We start from the raw sequence: 21,766 nt of genomic DNA, 5'->3' as shown, positions 1-21,766 counted from the left end.
ATAGCATAAAAAAAGGGAATATTAAAAGTAGGTGTTTCGGTTTAAATTGTTAGTGTTTATTTTAAAAACCTCTTAATTTATATTAAATTAAGAGGTTTTTGTTTTTATAAGAGAAAGACAAATGAAATTACTGTTCGTCCTTTTTAGGTTCACGTTTGGCTTGCTTGAGTGTTTGCATAAGCATCCATTCAATCTGTCCGTTTGTTGAACGAAATTCATCAGCAGCCCATTTTTCAATTGCCTTAATCATGTCTTCATTTATACGAAGTGCAAATGCTTTCTTTTTTGCCATTGTTATTTTTTTGCAAAATAAATGATACTATTAAAAATAACGACTATTATTAGCGTAATAATTGCAATCATTTCATCTTTTTTTGATAGGTTTCTAAAACTCGTGTGGCATTCTGTTCTTTTTGAGTGCCGATAAGTAGTTTTTTGCCACTTTTTAAAACAAGTTGTATGCCAATACGACCTTTTACAGTGTATGAATTGTGCTTAATTCCCCAGCCTCCATAGTCTAATATTGGGTTAAATGTTACAACGCTAGCATATTTTAAAGCGCTCCAACTTATTTTTTTAGCCTTTAATTGTATCGGATAAAATTGATAATAAATACCTGTTTCATCTATTGTTGTTTTTAATTTCATACTGAAAAAAAAGAGTGTTAATAGTATAAAACCAATAGTCGATAGTATTAAAACTGAATTCGGCATTGGATTGTCTCCAAAAGGAATTTTTAAAATAAATTGTTGATAAATTCCATATAGGAAAAAACTATTCAACAAAATAAAGAGTAAAATAACCCAAACTTGTGTGAATTTTTGTGCTTCTTTAAATACTTTCATTTATCTGTTTTTATCACGCTCTAAAATAACCATAGACCATTCTTGTTCTATCTCTTTAAGAATCCATCCTTCTCGTGCGTGTTGATTTAATAAATCTTGTAATTTTTCTTTTTGTTTAGAAAATCCTAAATTAGTGCTAATTACTTTGTATTCTTTCATCTTATTTAATGGCTTAAAGTTCCTGTGTTTACAATGGGCGAGGCTTCTTTATCGCCACATAAAATAACTAATAAATTACTAACCATTGCGGCTTTTCGTTCGTCGTCTAAATCGACAATTTGTTTTTTATTTAATTCATTCAAAGCCATTTCAACCATTTCTACGGCTCCTTGCACAATTTTATGACGTGCCGCAACAATAGCGGTTGCTTGCTGACGTTTCAACATAGCACTTGCAATTTCTTGGGCATAGGCTAAATAACCAATACGAGCTTCTAAAACCTGAATACCTGCAATAGACAAACGCTCCTCTATTTCTTTTTCTAAAGCTTGACTAACTTCATTAATACTAGAACGTAGGGTAATATCTTCTTTGTGTCCTTCATCGGCAAAATTGTCATACGGATACATACTTGCTAATTTACGCACGGCTGCATCGGTTTGTACACGGACAAAATTTTCGTAATTATCAACATCAAAAGCTGCTTTATAGGTTTCGGTAACCCGCCACACTAAAATGGTAGAAATCATTATAGGGTTTCCTAATTTATCATTTACTTTTAAACGTTCGCTATCAAAATTACTTGCTCGTAATGAAATAGTCTTTTTTTTGTATAAAGGGTTTGCCCAAAACAAGCCGTTTTGTTTTACCGTTCCTACATATTTACCAAAAAATAATAATACTTTAGAGGAATTCGGATTTACCAAAATAAAGCCAAGCGAAAGTATAAAACCTGCTATTGAAATGACTATAAAACCGATATTCTCATTCATTACTGATGCTACAATTCCACTAATAACGAGCAGTAAAACGATTGCGAACATTAAATAACCGTTTACTGGATTGATAATTTTTTCTTTTTGCATTTTTTTTTAATTTAAAGTGATATCAAAATGATATCGTAAAGATATGTTTAAATTTTTGTTAAAACCAAATGTCTGAGTAAATAAATGTATATTTTTGTAGAAATTTAAAGTAATTTTTATGAAACTTAAGGTATTAGTATTGTTTTGTGTTTTTTTAATAAGCACATCGGCTATCGCAAATAATGAAGATTTTTGGGGGCAAACAGGGCATAGGGCAACAGGAGAAATTGCGCAAAATAATTTAACGAAAAAAGCAAAACGTCAGATTGATAAATTATTAGAAGGACAAAGCTTGGCTTTTGTGTCAACGTATGCTGATGAAATAAAATCAGATAGAAAAAACTTCGGAAAATTTTACACTTGGCATTACATAAACATGCCGTTGGATGCAAAATATAGCGAGGTTGCTAAAAATCCAAAAGGTGATTTAATTACAGGTATTGAAGCTTGTGTTAAAATTTTAAAAGATGAAAATAGCAGTATTAAAGACAAGCGTTTTTATTTAAAAATGCTAGTGCATTTAATAGGTGATTTACACCAGCCATTGCATATTGGTCAGAAAGAAAATAAAGGAGGAAATGCAATACAGGTACAATGGCATGGAAAAGGGTCAAACCTACATAGAGTTTGGGATGGCGATTTAATAAATATGTGGGATATGAGCTATTTAGAATTAGCCGATAATGCAAAGCGTTTGTCAAAAGAACAAATTAAAGTACTTCAAAAAGGAACTGTTATCGACTGGATGCAAGACACGCATACATTAACGAAAAAAGTATATGGTTCTGTAAAAACTGGCGATAAACTAAGTTACCGTTATTCGTATGATTATTTTCCTGTAGTAAGAGAACAGTTGCAAAAAGGAGGCTTGCGTTTGGCAAAATTATTAAACGAAATTTTTTGTTAAAACAGAGATAGGTAGAGACGTAATTTATTGCGTCTCTATTTTACATAACATTATTTATTGAATTCACTTTAAAATGATGTTATTTTATTGATTTACATGGAATTAATCATTTAAAATAAAAATAGCTTAAAATTAAGCACTAAAGACTATCAATATGTTTTTAGTGTCAAAAATTGATGCCTCTTATTTTGCCTATCTTTGAAGGGTAAATTATAAAAAGATAACAGATGTTAGATTATGTAGTAATTGGAGGAGCACAAGCAGGATTATCAATGGCGTATCATTTAAAAAAGATAGGCAAAAAATTCATCGTTTTAGATGGTGAGAAAGAAATTGGGGCTTCTTGGTTAAACAGATGGGATTCTTTAAAATTATTTACACCAACAGAATATAATCATTTACCAGGTTTTAAATTTGATGCTCCAAAAGGACATTATCCAACAAAGGTTGAGGTGAGTGATTACTTTAAAAACTACGTGAAAAAATTTGATATCAATGTACAGTTAAATACCTTGGTGACATCGGTTAAAAAAAATGAAAATGGTTTTTTGGTAGGCTATAAAGAGGGTGAAATTCAAACCAAAAATGTTATTGTAGCTACCGGTCCTTTTCATATTCCGTACACGCCACCTTGCCACACTAAAATTTCTGAAAGTGTTTTGCAAATGCACAGTAATTTTTATAAAAATGATAGTCAATTACAAGATGGTGATGCGCTTGTTGTGGGTGGAGGTGATTCTGGTTATCAAATTTTAAATGAATTATCGAAAGATGGCTCTCGAACGGTTTATTTTTCAGGGAATACTAATGTAAAGTCGTTACCACAGCAATTTTTAGGAAAAACATTATGGTGGTGGTTTACACTTATCGGTTTTTTAAGTTACAGCAAATATAGCTGGATTGGTAAAAAAATAAATTCGTCGTTACAACCTGTTATTGGAACGGATGTAAAAGAGATTCTTTCTCGAAAAAATGTGATTGCTGTAGGACGTACAAATAGCGCATTAAACACTGATATTACTTTTGAAAAACAAACGGTTTCTAGCATTAAAAATATTGTTTGGGCAACAGGATATCGCCCAAATTTTAGTTGGATTGAAAGTTTAGAGTTAGACAAAGATGGGTATCCAAAAAATTACCGTGGCGTAAGTACGATTGAAGGTTTATATTTTATCGGTTTACCTTGGATGTTTACCCGTGGATCGGCAACCTTAGGAGGCGTTGCAAATGATGCGAGTTACCTAGTGAATATCATCAAAAATAAATAAATTTTTATACAATTATACTTTAATAATTACACTTTTAAACAGATGCAACAAACTACAAATACCATATTAATGGTGCGTCCTGCTAGTTTTAGAATGAACGAGCAAACGGCTGTAAATAATTATTATCAGCAAGAATTAGCTAATATGTTACCTGCTACAATTAACGCAAAAGCACAGCAAGAATTTGATGCTTTTGTTGTAAAATTAAAAGCAGTAGGGGTTACTGTTATTGTCGTAGAAGATACCAAAGAAACAGATACTCCTGATGCCTTATTTCCTAATAATTGGATTTCTTTTCATGAAAATGGCGATGTGGCTATCTACCCAATGTTTGCTGAAAATAGGCGTTTAGAAAAGCGAGAAGATGTATTGACTATTTTAGAAGAACAGGGTTTTAAAATAAATAGTATTGTTGATTATTCTGATGCCGAAGAGCAAGGTATTTTTTTAGAAGGTACAGGAAGCATGATTTTAGATCGTGTGAATAGAAAAGCATATTGCGCTTTATCGCCAAGAGCTGACGAAGAATTGTTTATTGAATTTTGTGAAGATTTTGAATATACACCCGTAATTTTTACCGCAAATCAAACCGTAAATGGAGAAGTTGCTGCAATTTATCATACCAATGTAATGATGTGTGTTGCCGAAACATTTGCTATTGTTTGTTTAGCTTCAATTGATGATAAGAAAGAAAAAAAATCGGTTGTTAAGCATTTAAAAACAAGCGGAAAACAGGTAATTGCAATTACAGAAGAGCAGGTAGTACAGTTTGCAGGAAACATGTTACAGGTAAAAGGTGCAAACGATGCGCAATTTTTAATAATGAGTTCATCGGCATATAATTCATTAACAGCAAACCAACTTCAGGAAATAAATAAACATACAACGATAATACACAGTTCGTTAGAGGTTATTGAAACCTGTGGCGGTGGAAGTGCCCGCTGTATGATGGCTGAGGTGTTTTTAAAAAAATAAATACTCTGTATACTAAAACCTTAAAAGTTAAGTTTAGCTGTCATATTAAATAGAATTAAGTAATGAAAAAAGTAATGAAAAAAGTTTCAGTTTTAGCAGCTGTTACTGTATTAACAACAGCATGTGTTTCAAAGAAAAAATATGTTCAATTAGAACAGCAATACAAAGCAACACAAGGAACGCTTCAAAAAACAACCCTAGAAAAAGAAACGTTAGCAGCAAAATTTTCAAAAATTGAAAATAGAGTTGCTATTTATAACACCAAAATAAATTCATTAAGAGGCATTAATTCAGGGTTAAGAAAACAGAATGACATAAAATTAGATATGGTGGAAGGTGCTGTAATATCTAATTCGATGAAAATTAAGATGCGTAAAACCTTAGAAAATGTTGATGCTACTGAATTAGCAAATGCTAAAACGCTAAAAGATTCTATGAATTTAGCGGTTTCTTATCAGCTGAAAAAATCTATAAATGTTTCTGAATTAGAAAATTCTGACGATATTAATGTAAATATTGATAAAACAGTAGTGATGATTTCTATTTCAGATAAAATGTTGTTTAAAACAGCAAGTTATAATGTAAATAGAAACGCGTATAAAACGCTTAAAAAATTGGCAGATATCATTAAATCGGAACCTAGTATGGATGTGATGATTGAAGGACACACCGATTCAAGAGGAATTCATAATGAGGTTATTAAAGATAACTGGGATTTAAGTGTAAAAAGAGCTACGTCAATTGTACGTATTTTAGAAAATAAATATGGCGTTAATGCTAGCAGATTAATTGCATCAGGAAGAGGTTCATCTTTGCCTTTGGTTGATAATAAAACAAGCGCTAACAGAGCAAGAAACAGAAGAACTAAAATAATTATTTTACCAAACTTAAATAAGTTTTTTGGTTTAATGGCTTCAGAAGAAGTAATTCAGCCATAATAGAAACTAAAATTGAATAAAAAACCAGCCTTTGATGTAAAATTAAAGGCTGGTTTTTTTGTTGTTAATTTCTTATGTTGAAAGATGTATTGCTGATAAATATACTTGATTTTAACTATCTTTAAAAAGAGTGTTACAAACCCCTAGCCCCGATTGACGCATTTGTTTGAGCTCTTTTTTGATTTTTTTCAAAAAAAGCGAGTGCGGAAAGCGGGAAATAGCTTCAAATAATTTTTAGTAATACACAAAAAAAACAGCCTTCATATTAAAGAAATAGAAAGGCTGTTCTAAGAGCCTGTTTAAATTTCATCTAAAAAAGTTTTGTAACATCAAAATAAGAAATCGAATCTGTCAAACTGAATTTAGTTCAGTTTCGCATCCTGATTTGCCGTATTTTTTAGCTTTTTTTGATAATTCTTGTCAATTCGAGTGATTTTAATGACTAAAAGGAATTAAAATTGTATCGAGAATTTGAGTTCTTTTATGTTGATGAATTTTATACAAAAAAGTTCTCGATACAATTTTTTGAAGGAAAAAAATCACTCGAACTGACAGTTTATTTAATTTTTAAACAGGCTCTAAGTATTTTAAAAAGAAATATTAGATGCTTTTTACAAAGTCTAAAAATACTTTTTTATGCAATTCTAAATCCATATTTGCCGAAAGTGAGGCGCGTACAATATAATCTTTATCGCCTTCTTTGGTGGTTCCTTGGGTTGAGGTTGCAGGAATCGTCCAGTAGCATCCTTTTAATTGTCCGTAGCTTACACAAAATTTACTTTGGGTAGGTATTTCGGTAATCATTAGGTTGATTAATTTTAAATTTAAAGCTCTTTTATAAGTCTCTTTTTCGGCATCAGAATTTCCTTTTGTCGGTAAATCTAACGAGAAAACAGACGGCGTAAAGCCTTGAGAAGCTAATTCTTCAGATACAAAATTTATTTTTGCGCCTGGTAAATTATCGGTAATAAAAGTTACAAATTCACGGGTGTTTTTATACGCATCTATAATTCGTTGGTTCATAGAGGGCAATTGTTTTGCTAATATTTCATATTGAAAATCAGTCGCTTCGTTGTCGGTAACGTTTAAATGAATGGCTATTTTATCCATTAAGGTTTCCGATTTTTTGTTTCCAACACAATAACCTGCGGTACATTTTCCGCCACTAGGGAATTTTGAGCCACTAGCAAATGAAATAGTACGAACGCTTGATAATATGGCGTTTTCTCCTAAAAAGTGAACGTTCGGGCAAAAAGTTTGATCTAAAATAAAAACAGGGTCAACAGCGACTATTCCTGAATTTGTAGTACGTTTTTTAGTTAAAACAGCTCTTAAATCATCTAAATTAGGAACTTCAACTCTTGGGTTGGTAGGAATTTCAGCAATGATAAAAGGAACAGCGTCTTCTAGGGCTATTTCTGCCAACACAGCATCGATACTTTTTACCATATCGTTACCGCCATCGACTAATAAATCAACAATTTCTACATTTTCAAGACAAGCGGCAACACGTCTTGCTTGGTCGTTGGTACCTCCGTAACAATTTGGTGGAACGACAATTTTAATAGTTTTTCCGCTATTATTTTGTTGTGCATGGTCAACTAATCCCATTAAAATAGCATATTGAATAGACAGTCCGCTAGAGGCAACTAATGGTTTTGTGGTGCTTTGGGTAATTTGTTGGATGCTTTTTAAAACCGAAGCCTTATCTTCTAATAAAGTGTTTTTAGGAATATCCGAAGAAATTGAACTTGTTTTGTTTACTGTTTTAGCTACAAATGATTGTAAAACAGCTAGTGAATCGGCAGGAGTCATCGCAATACTTTCTCTACGTCTTACATGTTGAATTGCAGAAATATATTCTTGATTTTCTTTTTTATTTACTGCTAAAACACTTCCTGATTTTGTGTTTATATTGATAAAAAAATCAATGTTTGGGTTGCTATTTATATTGAAATTACAAATTTCTTTTTCTTCGGATATTAAAATAGTACTACCATCGAAATTAGAAATTTTATCAGCAATTTTTTTTAGTTCAAATTTATAGCCATAAATATTTTGTAAAACATCGGCATTAAAAGCGCTTGGCAATTTATCTGAATAAATAATTTGGGTGTTTTTATTTTGCTGTAAATTACTTCTAAGAATAGCTAAAATAGGCATTGTAGTAGAAGAAAAACTGATGATATTTTCAGAATTTAAATCATTCATTTTTGAAATAACCCATTCTAAAACACAGGACAACGGATGTCCAAGTCGAATATAATCATAAGCAGTAGGCAATTCACTTAATGCTGATAATTGACTGTTATTGTTATTAAATAAGCTTTCGAACTGATTTGTAAATTCAACTTTCGCTAATTTTTCATTGTAAATATCTAGTCGATGTGTGGTTAGGGTTAGCCAATCAGCAGGCATGTTTTTTAATACTTCTTTAATATAATCTAGTATGTTATTGTTTTGCATAATTTCCAACTTTATATAAGCTGTAAATATACAGTAAGTAGCGGTATTTAAAAAGAGTGAGTGTCGGCTTTGTTTGCTTGTTTTTTAGAGATAAATAAACGACTAAAAAAGGTTGAAATGGCTCTTTTATCAAAAGCTAAATAAAGTTTTAGCGTATTGATGCAAAACAAGGAGATTTGCCTTAAAAATATAGTTAAATGAATTTTAAAAATAATTCCGATAAAATCCGTAAATTCGCAGACCAGAAAAGCTAGAAGATGTTAGATAAAATTAGAATTATAAAGCAACGTTATGACGAAATTTCGGATTTAATTATCCAACCTGAAGTTATAATGGATCAAAAACGTTACGTTAAGTTAAGTAAAGAATATAAAGATTTAGGTAAGGTTGTTAAAAAAGGACAAGAATATCAAAGTTTAACGGACTCTATTGAAGAAGCTAAAGAAATTATAGCTGACGGAAGCGATGCCGAAATGACGGAAATGGCTAAAATGGAAATGGATGATGCTAAAAAGCGTATTCCTGTTTTAGAGGATGAAATTAAGTTTTTATTAATTCCGAAAGATCCTGAAGATAGTAAAAATGCCGTTGTTGAACTTAGAGCAGGTGCTGGAGGTGATGAAGCAAGTATTTTTGCTGGTGAATTATTTAGAATGTACACCAAATATTGTGAAGGTAGGGGTTGGAAAGTATCAACAGTAGATTATTCTGAAGGAACAAACGGTGGTTTTAAAGAAATTCAGTTTGAAGTTTCTGGTGATGATGTGTATGGAACTTTAAAGTTTGAGGCAGGTGTACACCGTGTACAACGTGTACCACAAACCGAAACACAAGGTCGTGTGCATACATCGGCAGCTACGTGTATGGTTTTCCCAGAAGCAGAAGAGTTTGATGTAGTTATTAATCCGAAGGAAGTACGTATTGACTTTTTCTGTTCATCAGGTCCTGGAGGTCAGTCTGTAAATACGACGTATTCAGCGGTTCGTTTAACACATATTCCTACTGGTTTAGTAGCGCAATGTCAGGATCAGAAATCGCAACATAAGAATAAAGAGAAAGCCTTTAAAGTATTGCGTTCTCGTTTATACGACATGGAGTTGGCAAAGAAAAATGCTGCTGATGCTTTAAAACGTGGAACAATGGTTACTTCTGGAGATAGAAGTGCGAAAATTAGAACTTACAATTTCCCACAAGGGCGTATGACAGATCACAGAATTGGGTTAACTTTATATGATTTATCAAATATTATTAATGGTGATATTCAGAAAATTATTGATGAGTTAATGCTTGCAGAAAATACGTCTAAATTAAAAGAATTAGGAGAAACTATTTAAGAGTATCAACAAGTATATATTTTATTGAAAAACACGCAATCTGTTATGGGTTGCGTGTTTTTTTGTTGTTTCTTAATTTTGTTCTACAATAAATTCTTTTAATAAATTATGCGTTTTTATATTTACCTTAGGTTTAGATATTTTGACACCTTCTAATTTTTCAAAATAAATTTTTGCTTTTTCTTTATCAACAGTTTCTTTTAATCTGTTGAATTTTGCCATTGAAAACTCCGTATTTATCATTCCTCGTAACAAAGATTCCTCTAAACCAAATGCAATAGAAATTTGTTTTATTTTATCGTTTTCATCATTTTGATGATATATGACAATATAATCCATAAAATCTTTATCTTGCTCTAAAACAACGTCACCTCTTTCTATATCTCTTAAAAATATTTCGGCATATTTTTGTTCATTTTGGCTTAGTTTTGCGTACGATTTTCGAAGCTCATTTAACGTTTTTTCTTTTTCTGTTTTACTGATCTCTGAACTTTCTAAGTTTTTTAAAAACTTTTTAAATTTCGAATTCATAAAATCACTATCTATTTTACCCGTGTCTATTTCGGTAATATGTGTTTTTATATCAAAAGGAATATCTGAATCTTTTTCATCAGTATCAGAATTGCTAAATAACTCTTTATAACGTTGTACTAACGTTAAAAAAATTTGTTTATCAAAACGTATTTCTATTTTTAAATTCTTTTCTTCAAAAGTATAATTTAATTTATCCCAACGGAAACCTTGTACTTTTGCTGATTCAAAATAATGATTAAACGTATTAAATAATTTTGCAAATAAACCACGTTCTGCTTTTTCTGTTGGTAATTTGCTAAACGATTCAATTTTAGCATTTTCAAATAATTCTTTTATCTCCGTAAATACATCATTTAAAGCGATTAAATTTTTATCTAATTTATCAACAAATAATTCTAAGGGTTTATCGCCTGAATAAAGTTTTACAGCATCATTAATATTACGTTCCATAGTGTGTGGCAACTTGTAATATTTAATAGTTCCAAAAGGTTTGTCTTCGCCAAAAAGTCGGTTGGTACGTGATATGGCTTGTATTAGGTTTTCATACTTTAACATTTTATCTAAATACAACGTATTTACCCATTTAGAGTCGAAACCCGTTAGCATTTGGTCAACGACAATTAAAATATCTAATTGCTTTTCGGGGCTTGTTGTTATGCGCTGATAAGGTGTTTTGTGTGCCAAGCGTAAAGCAATATCTTTTTTAAATTTACCGTGTGTTGCTAATGTAAAGTTTTGCCCGAATTTGGCGTTGTAATCTTCCATTAATTCAACTAAACCATCTTCTTTAAATGGTGCGCTCCCATTATTATCAATAGTTGCATCAAATAAAGCGGTTACGTTTAAATGTGACGCTTCGCTTTTAAATTTTCGATAATACATAATAGCATCAGCAATACTACTGGTTGCAAAAATAGCATGAAATTTATTATCTTGACTTAAAACTTTCCAACCCTCTAAAATATCTTTTACAACCGCATTATAATAGTTTTCTGTTTGATATTGCGATTTTGGTAATAAATCTTCAATACCAACATTATAAACGCTATTTTCATCTAAATAACCAGCCATAGGAACATCGTTCATATACTTGTTAAATATTTTTTTTCTTTTTGGGTCTGCCATAGCATCGGTAATATCTGCCGATTTTGATTTTTCTAAAGCTACCTCCAAACGCAAATCTTTATCTTTATAGGTTAAAACTTTGTAAGGGTCAAAACCTAAAACATTTTTATCTGTAATTCCGTCAGTTAAAGTATATCGATGTAATTCTTGCCCAAAAACGGTAGTAGTGGTACTGTCTTTTTTCTGATTTTCGTCTAGTATGGGTGTGCCTGTAAATCCGAAGAATAAAGCGTTATCAAACGTTTGTTTAATGGTTTGTAACATATCGCCAAAAGTAGAGCGATGCGCTTCATCAACAATAATTACCATACGTTTTTGGTTTATTTTGCTAATGTCTGCCGAGCGTAAACCATCTTCGGTAATATTACTCATTTTTTGAATAGAAGATACAATTAACGTATTGGCAGGGTCGTTACTTTTTAGCTTATTTATTAATACTTGCGTATCTTCTGTGGCTTGTACTTCTTCGTTATCTTCGGTAAAATGATTGTAGGCTTTTAACGATTGTGTGCCTAACTCAATTCTATCCATTAAAAAAATAACCTTATCGGCATCTTTTGAATTGGCAATTAATTGTGCCGATTTAAAACTGGTTAAGGTTTTTCCCGAACCTGTGGTGTGCCATATAAAACCGCCTAAATGGTTGGTTTTATCGTGAATATTCCAATTGGTTTTTGCAACTTTATCAGAAATTGCATGACAGGCATGGTATTGATAACTTCGCATTACTTTTAAAATACCATCACTTTTATCGGCAATAGTGTAAAGTCCTACTAATTCGTGTACTATGGGGACGGTTAATAATTTTCTAGAAAAATTTTTCCAATTATTAATTTTTACATTGTTAAAATCTGCCCAATTGAAATAATAATCTGAATTAAATTTTCCGTCAGGGCCAGGGTTTGCAAAATAAACCGCCTCTTCAGGATTCATAGCTACAAATATTTGAACCAACGAAAAGAAACCTGTAAAAATTCCCGAACGTGCATAATTTTCTATCTGATGCGTGGCTTGTGATACCGAAACGCCCGATTTTTTTAGTTCGATATGAATTAAAGGCATTCCGTTTATTAACAACATTACATCGCCACGGCGGTTGTTTAACATCTTGCTTTTAGTAGGAAATTGCGGTTGTTGTGCTATTTGATACTTACTTTGCCCTTGTCCTATTTCATAAGGGTCGTATATTTTTAAACTAATTTCTTTACCAAAATGTAATTTATCGTCTTTATTATCTCGTTTTATCGAAATGGTTTTTCCTTTTATAAATCCGTTTAAGTTTAATGGCGTGCGTAGGGTGTTTATTTGTGCAACTATTTGTTGCATTTCTCCATTGGTAAGCGGTTTTTCGTTTAACCTATCAATACTTTTATTGTTTTTATATAAAATTTTAGCCCAATTATTTAATAAATCTTGTTCTGTTGGGTTTTTAAGTACTTCGGAATCGTTCCAATCACCAAAATTTCTTAAAGTTTCAATAAAAGTTTTTTCAAATTCAGCTTCGTTTTTAAACATATTTTTTCTTTTTCAATAACAATTTTTTAAACAAACATTTTAGCTAAACACGCCTTTTTTAAAACCTCTAATTTTTCTAGTTGTTGGCTGTGGTTTGCTATTAAACTATCTAAATTCTGAAAATAATTTCCTATCTTTTCTTGTTCTTTTTTATCAACAGGAATTAAGTATTCATCTTCTCCATAATCTTTAAAATAGACGTGAGGAATAGTAGCTCCTGTTACGTGTTTAATTAAATCAATAATTTGGAGGTAATTATAAATAAAATAAATATCAACGTTATTTGCGATTATCGCTCCCAATGTTCCTATAAAACTTGTGTTTTTAGGCAGTAAACGAAGACGTCCAACACCTGAACCATCTTTAATAATACTAATATATTCACAAGATTGAATATAATTATCAGTATAGCCAATAACTTTATTGGCATCATATAATTCATAATTTCCAACTTCTTTAGCATCACTTACAGATAATGTTGAAGAACGGTAAGTTGTCACTTCATTTAATTTTTTAACTTCCCATTCCTCATTAAATCCTTTAAACCTAATTTCAGGGATTTTTTTTCCTTGTTTTGGAAATAGCTTACTAAGCATTGCTTTTTTAAGAGCGGTTAGTTTTTTATGTTGCGTTTGGTGTTGGTTTACTAATTGGTCTATATTTTCAAAAAATGAACCTATTTTCGTTTGTTCTTCTTGTTTGGGGAAATGGTTAATACAATCAAGTATTTTTTGAGGAGAAGTGTGTTTTACAGTAGTTCCAGATGAAGTGACAACAATTTTCTTTTGGTTTTTACTACTACATAAAAGTTGAAACAAAAATTCCTTATCTCCTTTTAAATTTGTTAATTTTCCTAATCGTTGATTATGTAAGTATTTATTTCCATCATCAGGTACAATAGCAGGTAAACCTAAGGTTTGAGCAGTTGGTGTTAAATCTGTCATAGTAACAAAAATATCACCAGCTTTTAAGTTAAATCTTTCAGGGTATTTACCTAAAATATTGTAATAATTACCTTTGCCATATTGAAAACCTCCTTTTAAATGAACATTGCCAGGTGTTAGTACAATATATTCTGAGGTTTTAGATTGAAAATATTCACTCTTAAAAGCATAGCCATTTTCCAATTGTAGTAATTCAGATAACTTTTTCACTTCCCATTCCTCAGTAAACCCTTTAAACCTAATTTTAGGTATTTTATTTGTACTCATTTATTTATGGTTTAAAAGGTTTTTAAGTTCTGTTAATCCTTGCATATCAAATTGGTTACCTTCTAATTCGTTAATCATTTCAGATAAACTATTTTGGGTTTTTTGTATGTCGTTTGCTACTTGTGCGTAGGTTGTGCTATATTTTTTCGCTAAAGCGGTTATTTTTTGGTTTAGCTGTTGTAAGCTGTTTTCGGGCATTTTATGAACAAACAATACAATAGGTTGTATCCATTTTGCGGTAAGTAATTGGTTTACTTGTGCCTCGGTAAGGTTTTCAATAGTTTCTTTTGTTTGCAGGTGTAGGCTGTCTGTTTGTGTTTTAATGATTTTATTTAATTTTGTACGGCTTGTTTTATTGATTTTTAGTTGTTTGTTATGTTCAACAATTTCAGTTTCTAATTCCTCGTCATTTTCCGCACCATTTTCAATAGCTTCTTGTGCGGTGTTTATGTTTTCGGTTAGTTCGTCAATTTCTGATTGTAGTTGTTGTAGTTGGTTTTCATTTTGTTGAAGTGCCTTTACATCATCTTCTAATAAAATTTGTTGGGCTAAAGTAAACGGAATAATACGCCCTTTCCAGCCTTGTTGTACTTCTACATCTTTACCGCTTTTCTTTTTAACAACCATATTAGGGTCTACCTTTTTTATGGTTTGGCTTCCTTCGGAATGTATCATTTCTAAATCGATACTAATTTTTTCCCATTCGTTGGAAAAACCTTCGTAGGCAACGTATTTATCTAATAACGGAATATTTTTTAAACGCTTAAAAATAGCATTGCTAATTACATTTTTTTCTGATGAAATATGTAATGTTGTTTTATTTTGGATAAGTTGTGTATCTAAAAAAGCATCAAAATCGTTAAAATTTTCAGTAAACTGATTTATAAAGTTTTGTACGCTTTGATGATTTTTGATAGTGGTTTTAATATCGGTAACATTTATATGATAATTTTCGGGAGTATTTTCTTTGAAAAGATGTTCTTTTAAACCGTTAAAAGCATTCCAATAGAGGTTTAAATCGTCTAATTCATTTTTAGGAATACCGCCAAACATGGAAGCGTAAATATCCCAACTTTCCGTTTTTTCAGAAGCATCTATATATCTAGGGATGTTTAAATTGTATTCATTGTTACGAATTTCATCTTTAGCAACAACGCTCGAAAATTTAGGAACTGTAATACGCTGATTAACGGTATCGGCTATTTTTTTAATATCGGAAGCACGAAGTTTGTTATTTTTACCGTCTTTAATAAATCCTTTGGATGCATCAATAAATAAAATATTGCTTTCTGTACGTTCTTGTCGTAATACGATAATTACTGTTGGTATTCCCGTACCAAAAAAGATACCAGCAGGCAAGCCAATAATTGCGTGTATATGATTTTGTTCGATTAAATTTCTACGGATTTTACCTTCTTCGCCACCACGGAATAACACACCGTGCGGAAGTACGATATTCATAATTCCGTTTGGTTTTAGGTGATATAAATCGTGTAATAAAAAGGCAAAATCTGCTTTTCCTTTAGGAGCTACACCAAAACGGCTGTAACGAGCTTCAGATTCTTTATTTTCGGTATTCCAATTTTGCGAATACGGTGGATTCGAAACTACGGCATCTACACGCAATCTTTCGTATGATGTTTCTTTTTCATTTTCATCAAAAAATGGCCAATCTTCCTCTAAAGTATCGCCATTTCTTGTAAAAATATTATCGGGTAAAATTCCTCGCATAATTAAATTCATACGAGTAAGGTTGTAGGTATTTCTTTTTAGTTCTTGTGCGTAGTATTTAATATTACCTTTATTGGTCATGTATTTGGCTACACTGTTACCAATATTAATTAACAAAGAACCCGAACCACTACACGAATCGTAAATTTTAATTTCCTTGGCATCTTTTAAATGGTCTGATATAATTTCAGACATTAATACAGATACTTCATTAGGCGTATAAAATTCTCCTGCTTTTTTACCAGCATTTTGAGCAAATTGAGCAATTAAGAACTCATAAATAAAACCAAGAACATCGTAATCTTGTTTTCCGTCCATCGGAATATCATTAATCAAATGGATTAAATCGCTAATAACTTTGGTTTGTTTTGAAGCATTTTCGCCTAATTTACCTAAACCAGTTTGTAGTATTTCAAAAATACCTTCAAATAATTTTTTATGTTTGTCGTCTATCAAACGGTTAAAAGCCGAAAGGGCATCATGAACATTTGCTACTTCAAAATCTTTTCCTGCGTTAATCCACGTACTAAATAAATTATCGTAAGCTATAAAATAGCCAATTTCTTCTTTAATAAAGTTTACATTTTCGGTATCCTGTTCGTTGAGGTTTTGAATATCATTATTAGAAAACTCATTCTTTTTTAATGTTTCTATCTGTTTTTCTGATAAATATTTGTAAAAAATAAATCCTAAAATATAATCTTTGTATTCATTTGCTTCAATTTTCGAACGCATTTGGTTTGCAGATTCCCATATTTTAGTAGCTAATTGTTGCTTATTCATTTGTTGCTTGGATATTTTAGAGTTCTTAAAAATAAAAACCCTGTAAACACGGGGTTTACAGGGTGTAAAAGTGGAGACGCCGGGAGTAAAACGGCTCTTTTTGGTGGTTTTCGTAACCCTTGTAAAACTGCTGTTTCTTTAGTGTTTTCAATGGATGGCTTGCTGTTATTGGTCTTTAGAGCATTTAAGCAAATTGAGTTAAATTCATTGGAATTGAATATATGTTGACTAGATGTTGACTAGAATTTTTATTGTCATTACATTTGAATAATCAAAAGATATCAAATTATGGCTACTATAAAATTTATTATTCAAAGTAAAGGAGAAAATACACAGATCTATTTAAGATTATCTTTAGGGCGGAATAAATTATACAAGCGCAAAACATCGTTAAGTATTCATTCTGATAATTGGAGTACAATAAAAGGCAGACCAGCAGATAATTTTAAAGATGTTGAGAATATATCAAATACACTTAACGAATTAAACACGTTCATATCAAAAGAAGTGAATAACGCAAATACAAAAGGAGTAGAAATAAACGGCGTCTGGCTTCAATCAAAAATTGATATTCATTTTAATAAATCCGAAATTGCCGAACTTGACTACATTACGGAATACGGAAATTATTTTATTAAGAACTTAAAATACAAGGCAAATGATAAAACCAAAAAGATGGGGGTTTCAATTGGTACACAAAAAAAATATCAAACTATTGTAAATAAATTAACTGCATTTGATAAACACACTAAAAGTCGTACAAAGATTATAGATGTTAATTTGATGTTTAGAATAAAATTTATAGATTATTTAAGCGAAATTGACAAATTAGGCGATAACACAATAGGGCGTTATTTAAAGTTTGTAAAAAGTATCTGTTTAGATGCTGAAAAAAATGGCTTCAAAGTAAGTGAACAGCTTAAAAACTTTACAGGATTTACTATTGAAGCTCCAAAGGTAATTTTAAACCTCAACGAAATAGAGCAAATAAAAAATACAAAGTTTGTTAATGAAGCCCACCAAATTGCAAGGGATTGGCTAATAATAGGCTGTTTTACCGGGCAAAGAGTATCGGATTTATTACGAATGAATGTTAGTTTTATTCAGCATATACAAGATTTTGACTTCATCGTATTAACTCAACAGAAAACAAATAAATTAGTACAAATACCGATACATTTTGAAGTATTAGAGGTTTTAAACAAAAGAGATGGGCAATTTCCGCCTATTTTCTCTAACAATATTGATAGTAGTAAAGCCTTATTTAATAGGCATTTAAAGGCTCTTACTAAACTTGCAGGAATAGACACTTTAGTAAATGGCAATAAATTCGATGAGGTTAAAAAAAGATACATCGGCGGAATATATCCAAAACACGAATTAGTTTCGTCTCACATTTGCAGACGCTCATTTGCATCAAATCATTATGCGAGTGAATTATATCCAACGCCTATTTTAATGAATATAACAGCCCATAAAACAGAAAAAATGTTCCTTACTTATATCGGTAAAGAGCCTATTGACTACGGAATACAACTAGCAAAAATATGGCAGAAAATAGGTAAAAAGAATAAAAAAGCAATCAAACCAAAAGCAGATTTAAAGGTAGTAGGCAAGGCATCCAACGAATAAAAGTAGGTAAAGCCAAAAAGAATAAAAACGTTACAATGTAAAAAAAAGGTGTATATTTGCATCCTTTTTTTTATCCGTTTACACCTCATTGATGATATCAAGAAAATAGCTTAAAAGCCTTAAAAAAGGTGTTCAAGGATATTTTTTTAATTAATTGTTCAGAACATTGTTTGGTGTATTAAAATTTTGATTAGATTTGCCTAGCTCTTATTAAACAATTTCGAGTATAAAAAAAGATGCTCTTAATCATCGAAATGAAAAGAAACACCTTGTGAATTATTAATCTTGCCGGATAAAATAATTCTACAAATGTAGTGTATTCTTATTAAAATGATTAGTTCGTCTTAAAAAAACCGTGAAATATGGAACAACAGGTACAACTTATTCAGATTACAGCACAGCAACTACAGGACGCAATCATTAAAGGCATTGCAGACCAATTGCAGGAATTAAAAAAAACATTCCAACCAAAACAACCAACAGAATATTTAAGCAGGCAGGAGACCGCCGACCTCTTAAAAGTCGATTTAAGTTCGCTTCATAATTGGAGGCATAACGGAACGCTTGTTCCTTTAAAAATCGGTAACAGGGTATTATACACCCGCAAAAGTATTGAAGATGCGCTTATAACTCTTAATAAGTAGCACAATGCGAACACCTCAACAAACAAAAGATTTAATTATTGATATTGTAGCCACTATCATAACGATAATCATTGTATTCTTTTTTTAGAATTGTAAAACCTTAGAGCGCCTTATTTTAGGGCGTTCTTTTTCTATTATGCTACTGCTTAATCCTAAGCGGTACGGCATTACTTATGCCAAAATTTAACGATAGTATTAATTAATAAATGATTGATAATCAAAAAATAATGACAAATAATAGTAGTCAAATAAATAAAATTTGGGACAATACTAATTTGTTATATCAGAGTATAACAGAGCGTTCTACAAAAGATGGAGAAATAAGAACAAAAGAAGTCAGGACTTATAAGAACTTAGTTTTTATAAAATATTACAATAGACTTGAGATTGTAGGTAGTGTGCATTACTTCTATAATAATGGTTTACACAATGCTAATAGGTTCACGGTGTTAAGTTGCATTAATGTACTGAATGAATTAATAAATACTTTTAATATAACACCTAAAGAATTTAAAGTAATTGGTTTAGAATATGGAGTTAATATTCAGACAAAAGAAGATGTAAACTATATTTTAGATTGTTTGCGTTTTTTCGGTAAACTAAGAATTACAGAAAGTCAGCAATACAAAAATTTTTATACTGCTGGTACTACTTACAAATCGTTAAAGATTTACAATAAAACACAGGACTGTAAAAAACACGCTTTACAAAATACATTGCGATTTGAAGCAAAAGCAAGAAAAAGTCAAGTATTACAGAAACTAGATATTTATACATTGGAGGATTTACTTGAACCAGTAACTTATTTAAGATTGGCAGATAGTTTGTTTTTACAATGGGAGAAGATATTATTGTTTGATTTTAAATTAACAGGATTTGAAAAAGAACATCAAACGGAGTTTTGGCTCGATGCAATGAAGCATAAAGATAGAAATAAATTCAGCAATGAAAAAAAGAAGTATTTGCAAAAGTTACCAAAAGAAAGTTTGTATTTCACTTTAAAAAATCAACTTGAAACGGAACTAAAAGAAATCTTAAAATATGCAGATTTACCACTTGTAAAAAGAGTAAAAAACAATAAAAAGAAGCAACTTATTAAAGTACTAAAAAACGTCAAAAATATGCAGATTGATAGTTCTACTAAGTATCATTATGCATATTTAGAAAACCAACTTAAAAACAGTCCTCGTATTTGCCTTATAACAGGTGTTAATATTTCAATGCAAAAAGAAGATAGTTTTTTACTTAGCCATACAGGATTGAAGTATCTACTAAAAACAGATTTTAGCCAGTTCGAAAAAATCAGAAATAAATTTATCTATCCGAAATATAGGTTTTTAGATATTGAAATTCAGATTAAAGAAATTGCCCATTCGATTAGAGATAAAAATGTAATCAGAAAAAGGAACTACAATAATAATCAAACATCAATCTTTTAAAAAAATAGTTATGAATTTAAAGAGAACAGAAAAAACAGTATTAAATAATTTATTAAATATTATTCCTGCAAATAAAATGCTTTTAACGGTTTATTACAATTGTGCTGGTATTATATATTCAGATGAATTGCTACAGGATGAAATACAAGCTAAAAGTGAATTTATAAAGACCATTACGAAAGTGAAAGCGGAAATTTACAAAAAGCCATCAGTAACAATATACAATAGCAATGCAAGGTTGTTGATTCGAAAAGTTAGCCAGTATAATTTACTAAGTCGATAACTGTAAATATTTAGGATTCTAAAAAAATACACTTTACATAAGATGAAAGCTAAAACAAAAATATTTAGTTCTATTTCAGCAATAGGGCGAACACCATCGGAAATAATAACGGTGCTTACTGATTTAAGTAAAAATGGGTTTGATATTCTTATAGTTTGCGAACAGGAGCAGGAACAGCCAGTAAATAATAATTACAAAGGCAGAAAAAAAGGTACTAAGACGTTAAGAACTGACTTTTTAAAAGCAAACAAGGCAATTGTGAATGCAATAATTAAAGAGCCTAATACATCTTTACGTAAAATAGCAGTAAATCTAAGTGTATCACATACAAAAGTCTCTAAGGTTAAGAAAATGCTTAGTAAAGAGCCTTATCAAGTCGATTTATTAGACAGCATTAATGATTGTGAACCGTAAAAAGAGCCGTTTTAAGCTATCTTTAAACCTCAGCGACAAAGTATATTAATTTATATTTTAAGTTTGCTGAGGTTTTTTTTTGTAGTTCGTGGATGTTTGTTATGCGGGTGTATAAAAGTTTGCTATTATCAATAAATCAGCTGGTTATAAATGTAAGTTTTGAGTGAATAAAACGAGTGTATTTCTAACTTGTTGACTAAATGTTGACTAAAAAAAACCTTAACAAGTTGATTAACAGCTTATTAAGGTCTGTAAAAGTGGAGACGCCGGGAATCGAACCCGGGTCCAAACAAGCAGTTCAAATGCTTTCTACATACATATTTCTTTCTTAGTTTTCGACCAGTAATTGATTAAGAACAATCTATTAAAAGCTTATCTTCTTTAGTTTCAAAAACCTGCCGAAGCTTCAAGTTTTCTATATTTACTTTTACGATATCCAAAAGTGAAGCGCCGTAAATCAAGGCTATCCGTGGACATAAAGCTTGCACACCTTGTGTGCCTAGGCCAATCCTACTATGATTCGGATTAAGCAGCTAAAGCGTAGTTATTCTCGCCGTTTAAAAAGTTGAAATTAAGTTTAACGAGTTTCTATTCACTGCTCGGCATGCTTACATTATCGCTGGTCTCGCTGTCAAAACCAGTCGTCCCCAAAATGATAAAATTTTAAAAAATAGTATCAAATATTATTAATATATTT

At 30.9% G+C, this 21,766-nt stretch carries 18 protein-coding genes and 1 other RNA gene; 10 read left to right on the top strand and 9 right to left on the bottom strand.

Going from position 1 to position 21,766, the window contains the following annotated elements:
• Window positions 1-127: 127 nt before the first annotated feature.
• From AQ1689_RS02635 to AQ1689_RS02620, 4 genes are all read right to left on the bottom strand, one after another.
• Window positions 128-292 carry an Arc family DNA binding domain-containing protein gene (locus AQ1689_RS02635; protein WP_101915995.1) on the bottom strand — a complete coding sequence of 55 codons (165 nt, stop codon included), beginning with the start codon at window positions 290-292 and terminating at the stop codon, window positions 128-130.
• 67 nt (window positions 293-359) lie between these two features.
• Window positions 360-845, bottom strand: coding sequence for a hypothetical protein (locus tag AQ1689_RS13265; protein ID WP_101955099.1), 486 nt, complete (start codon window positions 843-845; stop codon window positions 360-362).
• Entirely contained in the window at window positions 846-1,004 is a 159-nt protein-coding gene (locus tag AQ1689_RS02625; protein ID WP_101915997.1) for a DUF4177 domain-containing protein, read from the bottom strand.
• A gap of 5 nt (window positions 1,005-1,009) precedes the next feature.
• Window positions 1,010-1,870, bottom strand: coding sequence for an SPFH domain-containing protein (locus tag AQ1689_RS02620; protein WP_101955098.1), 861 nt, complete (start codon window positions 1,868-1,870; stop codon window positions 1,010-1,012).
• A 118-nt stretch (window positions 1,871-1,988) separates the two neighbouring features.
• On the opposite strand from AQ1689_RS02620, the gene AQ1689_RS02615 reads away from it, so the two are divergent.
• The 4 genes from AQ1689_RS02615 to AQ1689_RS02600 all read left to right on the top strand — a co-directional run bounded on the left by AQ1689_RS02615 (window position 1,989) and on the right by AQ1689_RS02600 (window position 5,958).
• Window positions 1,989-2,777, top strand: coding sequence for a S1/P1 nuclease (locus AQ1689_RS02615; RefSeq protein ID WP_101955097.1), 789 nt, complete (start codon window positions 1,989-1,991; stop codon window positions 2,775-2,777).
• A 227-nt stretch (window positions 2,778-3,004) separates the two neighbouring features.
• A complete protein-coding gene (locus AQ1689_RS02610; protein ID WP_101955096.1) occupies window positions 3,005-4,045 on the top strand; it encodes a flavin-containing monooxygenase in 1,041 nt (346 codons plus the stop codon).
• Between the two features lie 42 nt (window positions 4,046-4,087).
• A complete protein-coding gene (gene ctlX, locus AQ1689_RS02605) occupies window positions 4,088-5,020 on the top strand; it encodes a citrulline utilization hydrolase CtlX (protein WP_101915909.1) in 933 nt (310 codons plus the stop codon).
• 74 nt (window positions 5,021-5,094) lie between these two features.
• A complete protein-coding gene (locus AQ1689_RS02600; protein ID WP_101955192.1) occupies window positions 5,095-5,958 on the top strand; it encodes an OmpA/MotB family protein in 864 nt (287 codons plus the stop codon).
• A gap of 600 nt (window positions 5,959-6,558) precedes the next feature.
• On the opposite strand, the gene AQ1689_RS02595 is transcribed toward AQ1689_RS02600, so the two are convergent.
• Window positions 6,559-8,424: a PLP-dependent transferase gene (locus AQ1689_RS02595; RefSeq protein ID WP_101955095.1), complete on the bottom strand. Its 1,866-nt coding sequence runs from the start codon at window positions 8,422-8,424 to the stop codon at window positions 6,559-6,561.
• Between the two features lie 257 nt (window positions 8,425-8,681).
• On the opposite strand from AQ1689_RS02595, the gene prfA reads away from it, so the two are divergent.
• Entirely contained in the window at window positions 8,682-9,758 is a 1,077-nt protein-coding gene (prfA, locus tag AQ1689_RS02590; protein ID WP_101955094.1) for a peptide chain release factor 1, read from the top strand.
• Between the two features lie 72 nt (window positions 9,759-9,830).
• On the opposite strand, the gene AQ1689_RS02585 is transcribed toward prfA, so the two are convergent.
• From AQ1689_RS02585 to AQ1689_RS02575, 3 genes are read right to left on the bottom strand one after another with little or no spacing between them, the layout of a single operon-like run.
• Window positions 9,831-12,932, bottom strand: a complete 3,102-nt coding sequence (locus tag AQ1689_RS02585) for a type I restriction endonuclease subunit R (protein WP_101955093.1) — start codon at window positions 12,930-12,932, stop codon at window positions 9,831-9,833.
• A 26-nt stretch (window positions 12,933-12,958) separates the two neighbouring features.
• A complete protein-coding gene (locus tag AQ1689_RS02580) occupies window positions 12,959-14,143 on the bottom strand; it encodes a restriction endonuclease subunit S (protein WP_101955092.1) in 1,185 nt (394 codons plus the stop codon).
• Window positions 14,144-16,657 carry a type I restriction-modification system subunit M gene (locus tag AQ1689_RS02575; protein WP_101955091.1) on the bottom strand — a complete coding sequence of 838 codons (2,514 nt, stop codon included), beginning with the start codon at window positions 16,655-16,657 and terminating at the stop codon, window positions 14,144-14,146.
• A gap of 288 nt (window positions 16,658-16,945) precedes the next feature.
• On the opposite strand from AQ1689_RS02575, the gene AQ1689_RS02570 reads away from it, so the two are divergent.
• From AQ1689_RS02570 to AQ1689_RS02550, 5 genes are all read left to right on the top strand, one after another.
• Window positions 16,946-18,289: a tyrosine-type recombinase/integrase gene (locus tag AQ1689_RS02570; protein WP_101955089.1), complete on the top strand. Its 1,344-nt coding sequence runs from the start codon at window positions 16,946-16,948 to the stop codon at window positions 18,287-18,289.
• A 362-nt stretch (window positions 18,290-18,651) separates the two neighbouring features.
• On the top strand, window positions 18,652-18,933 hold the full coding sequence (locus AQ1689_RS02565; RefSeq protein WP_058885555.1) for a helix-turn-helix domain-containing protein: 282 nt from the start codon (window positions 18,652-18,654) through the stop codon (window positions 18,931-18,933).
• 206 nt (window positions 18,934-19,139) lie between these two features.
• Entirely contained in the window at window positions 19,140-20,372 is a 1,233-nt protein-coding gene (locus AQ1689_RS02560; protein WP_101955088.1) for a hypothetical protein, read from the top strand.
• A gap of 10 nt (window positions 20,373-20,382) precedes the next feature.
• On the top strand, window positions 20,383-20,655 hold the full coding sequence (locus tag AQ1689_RS02555) for a hypothetical protein (protein ID WP_101955087.1): 273 nt from the start codon (window positions 20,383-20,385) through the stop codon (window positions 20,653-20,655).
• Between the two features lie 42 nt (window positions 20,656-20,697).
• A complete protein-coding gene (locus AQ1689_RS02550) occupies window positions 20,698-21,069 on the top strand; it encodes a hypothetical protein (RefSeq protein ID WP_101955086.1) in 372 nt (123 codons plus the stop codon).
• Window positions 21,070-21,324: 255 nt separating this feature from the next.
• Here the strand turns inward: AQ1689_RS02550 and ssrA are convergent.
• Window positions 21,325-21,718: a transfer-messenger RNA gene (gene ssrA, locus AQ1689_RS02545) on the bottom strand.
• Between the last annotated feature and the right edge of the window lie 48 nt (window positions 21,719-21,766).

The organism is Tenacibaculum finnmarkense (genome assembly GCF_900239185.1).
Classification (GTDB): Bacteria; Bacteroidota; Bacteroidia; order Flavobacteriales; family Flavobacteriaceae; genus Polaribacter; species Polaribacter finnmarkensis.
The sequence above is the reverse complement of the archived record's forward strand: the minus strand, read 5'-3'. Positions and strand labels throughout refer to the sequence as shown.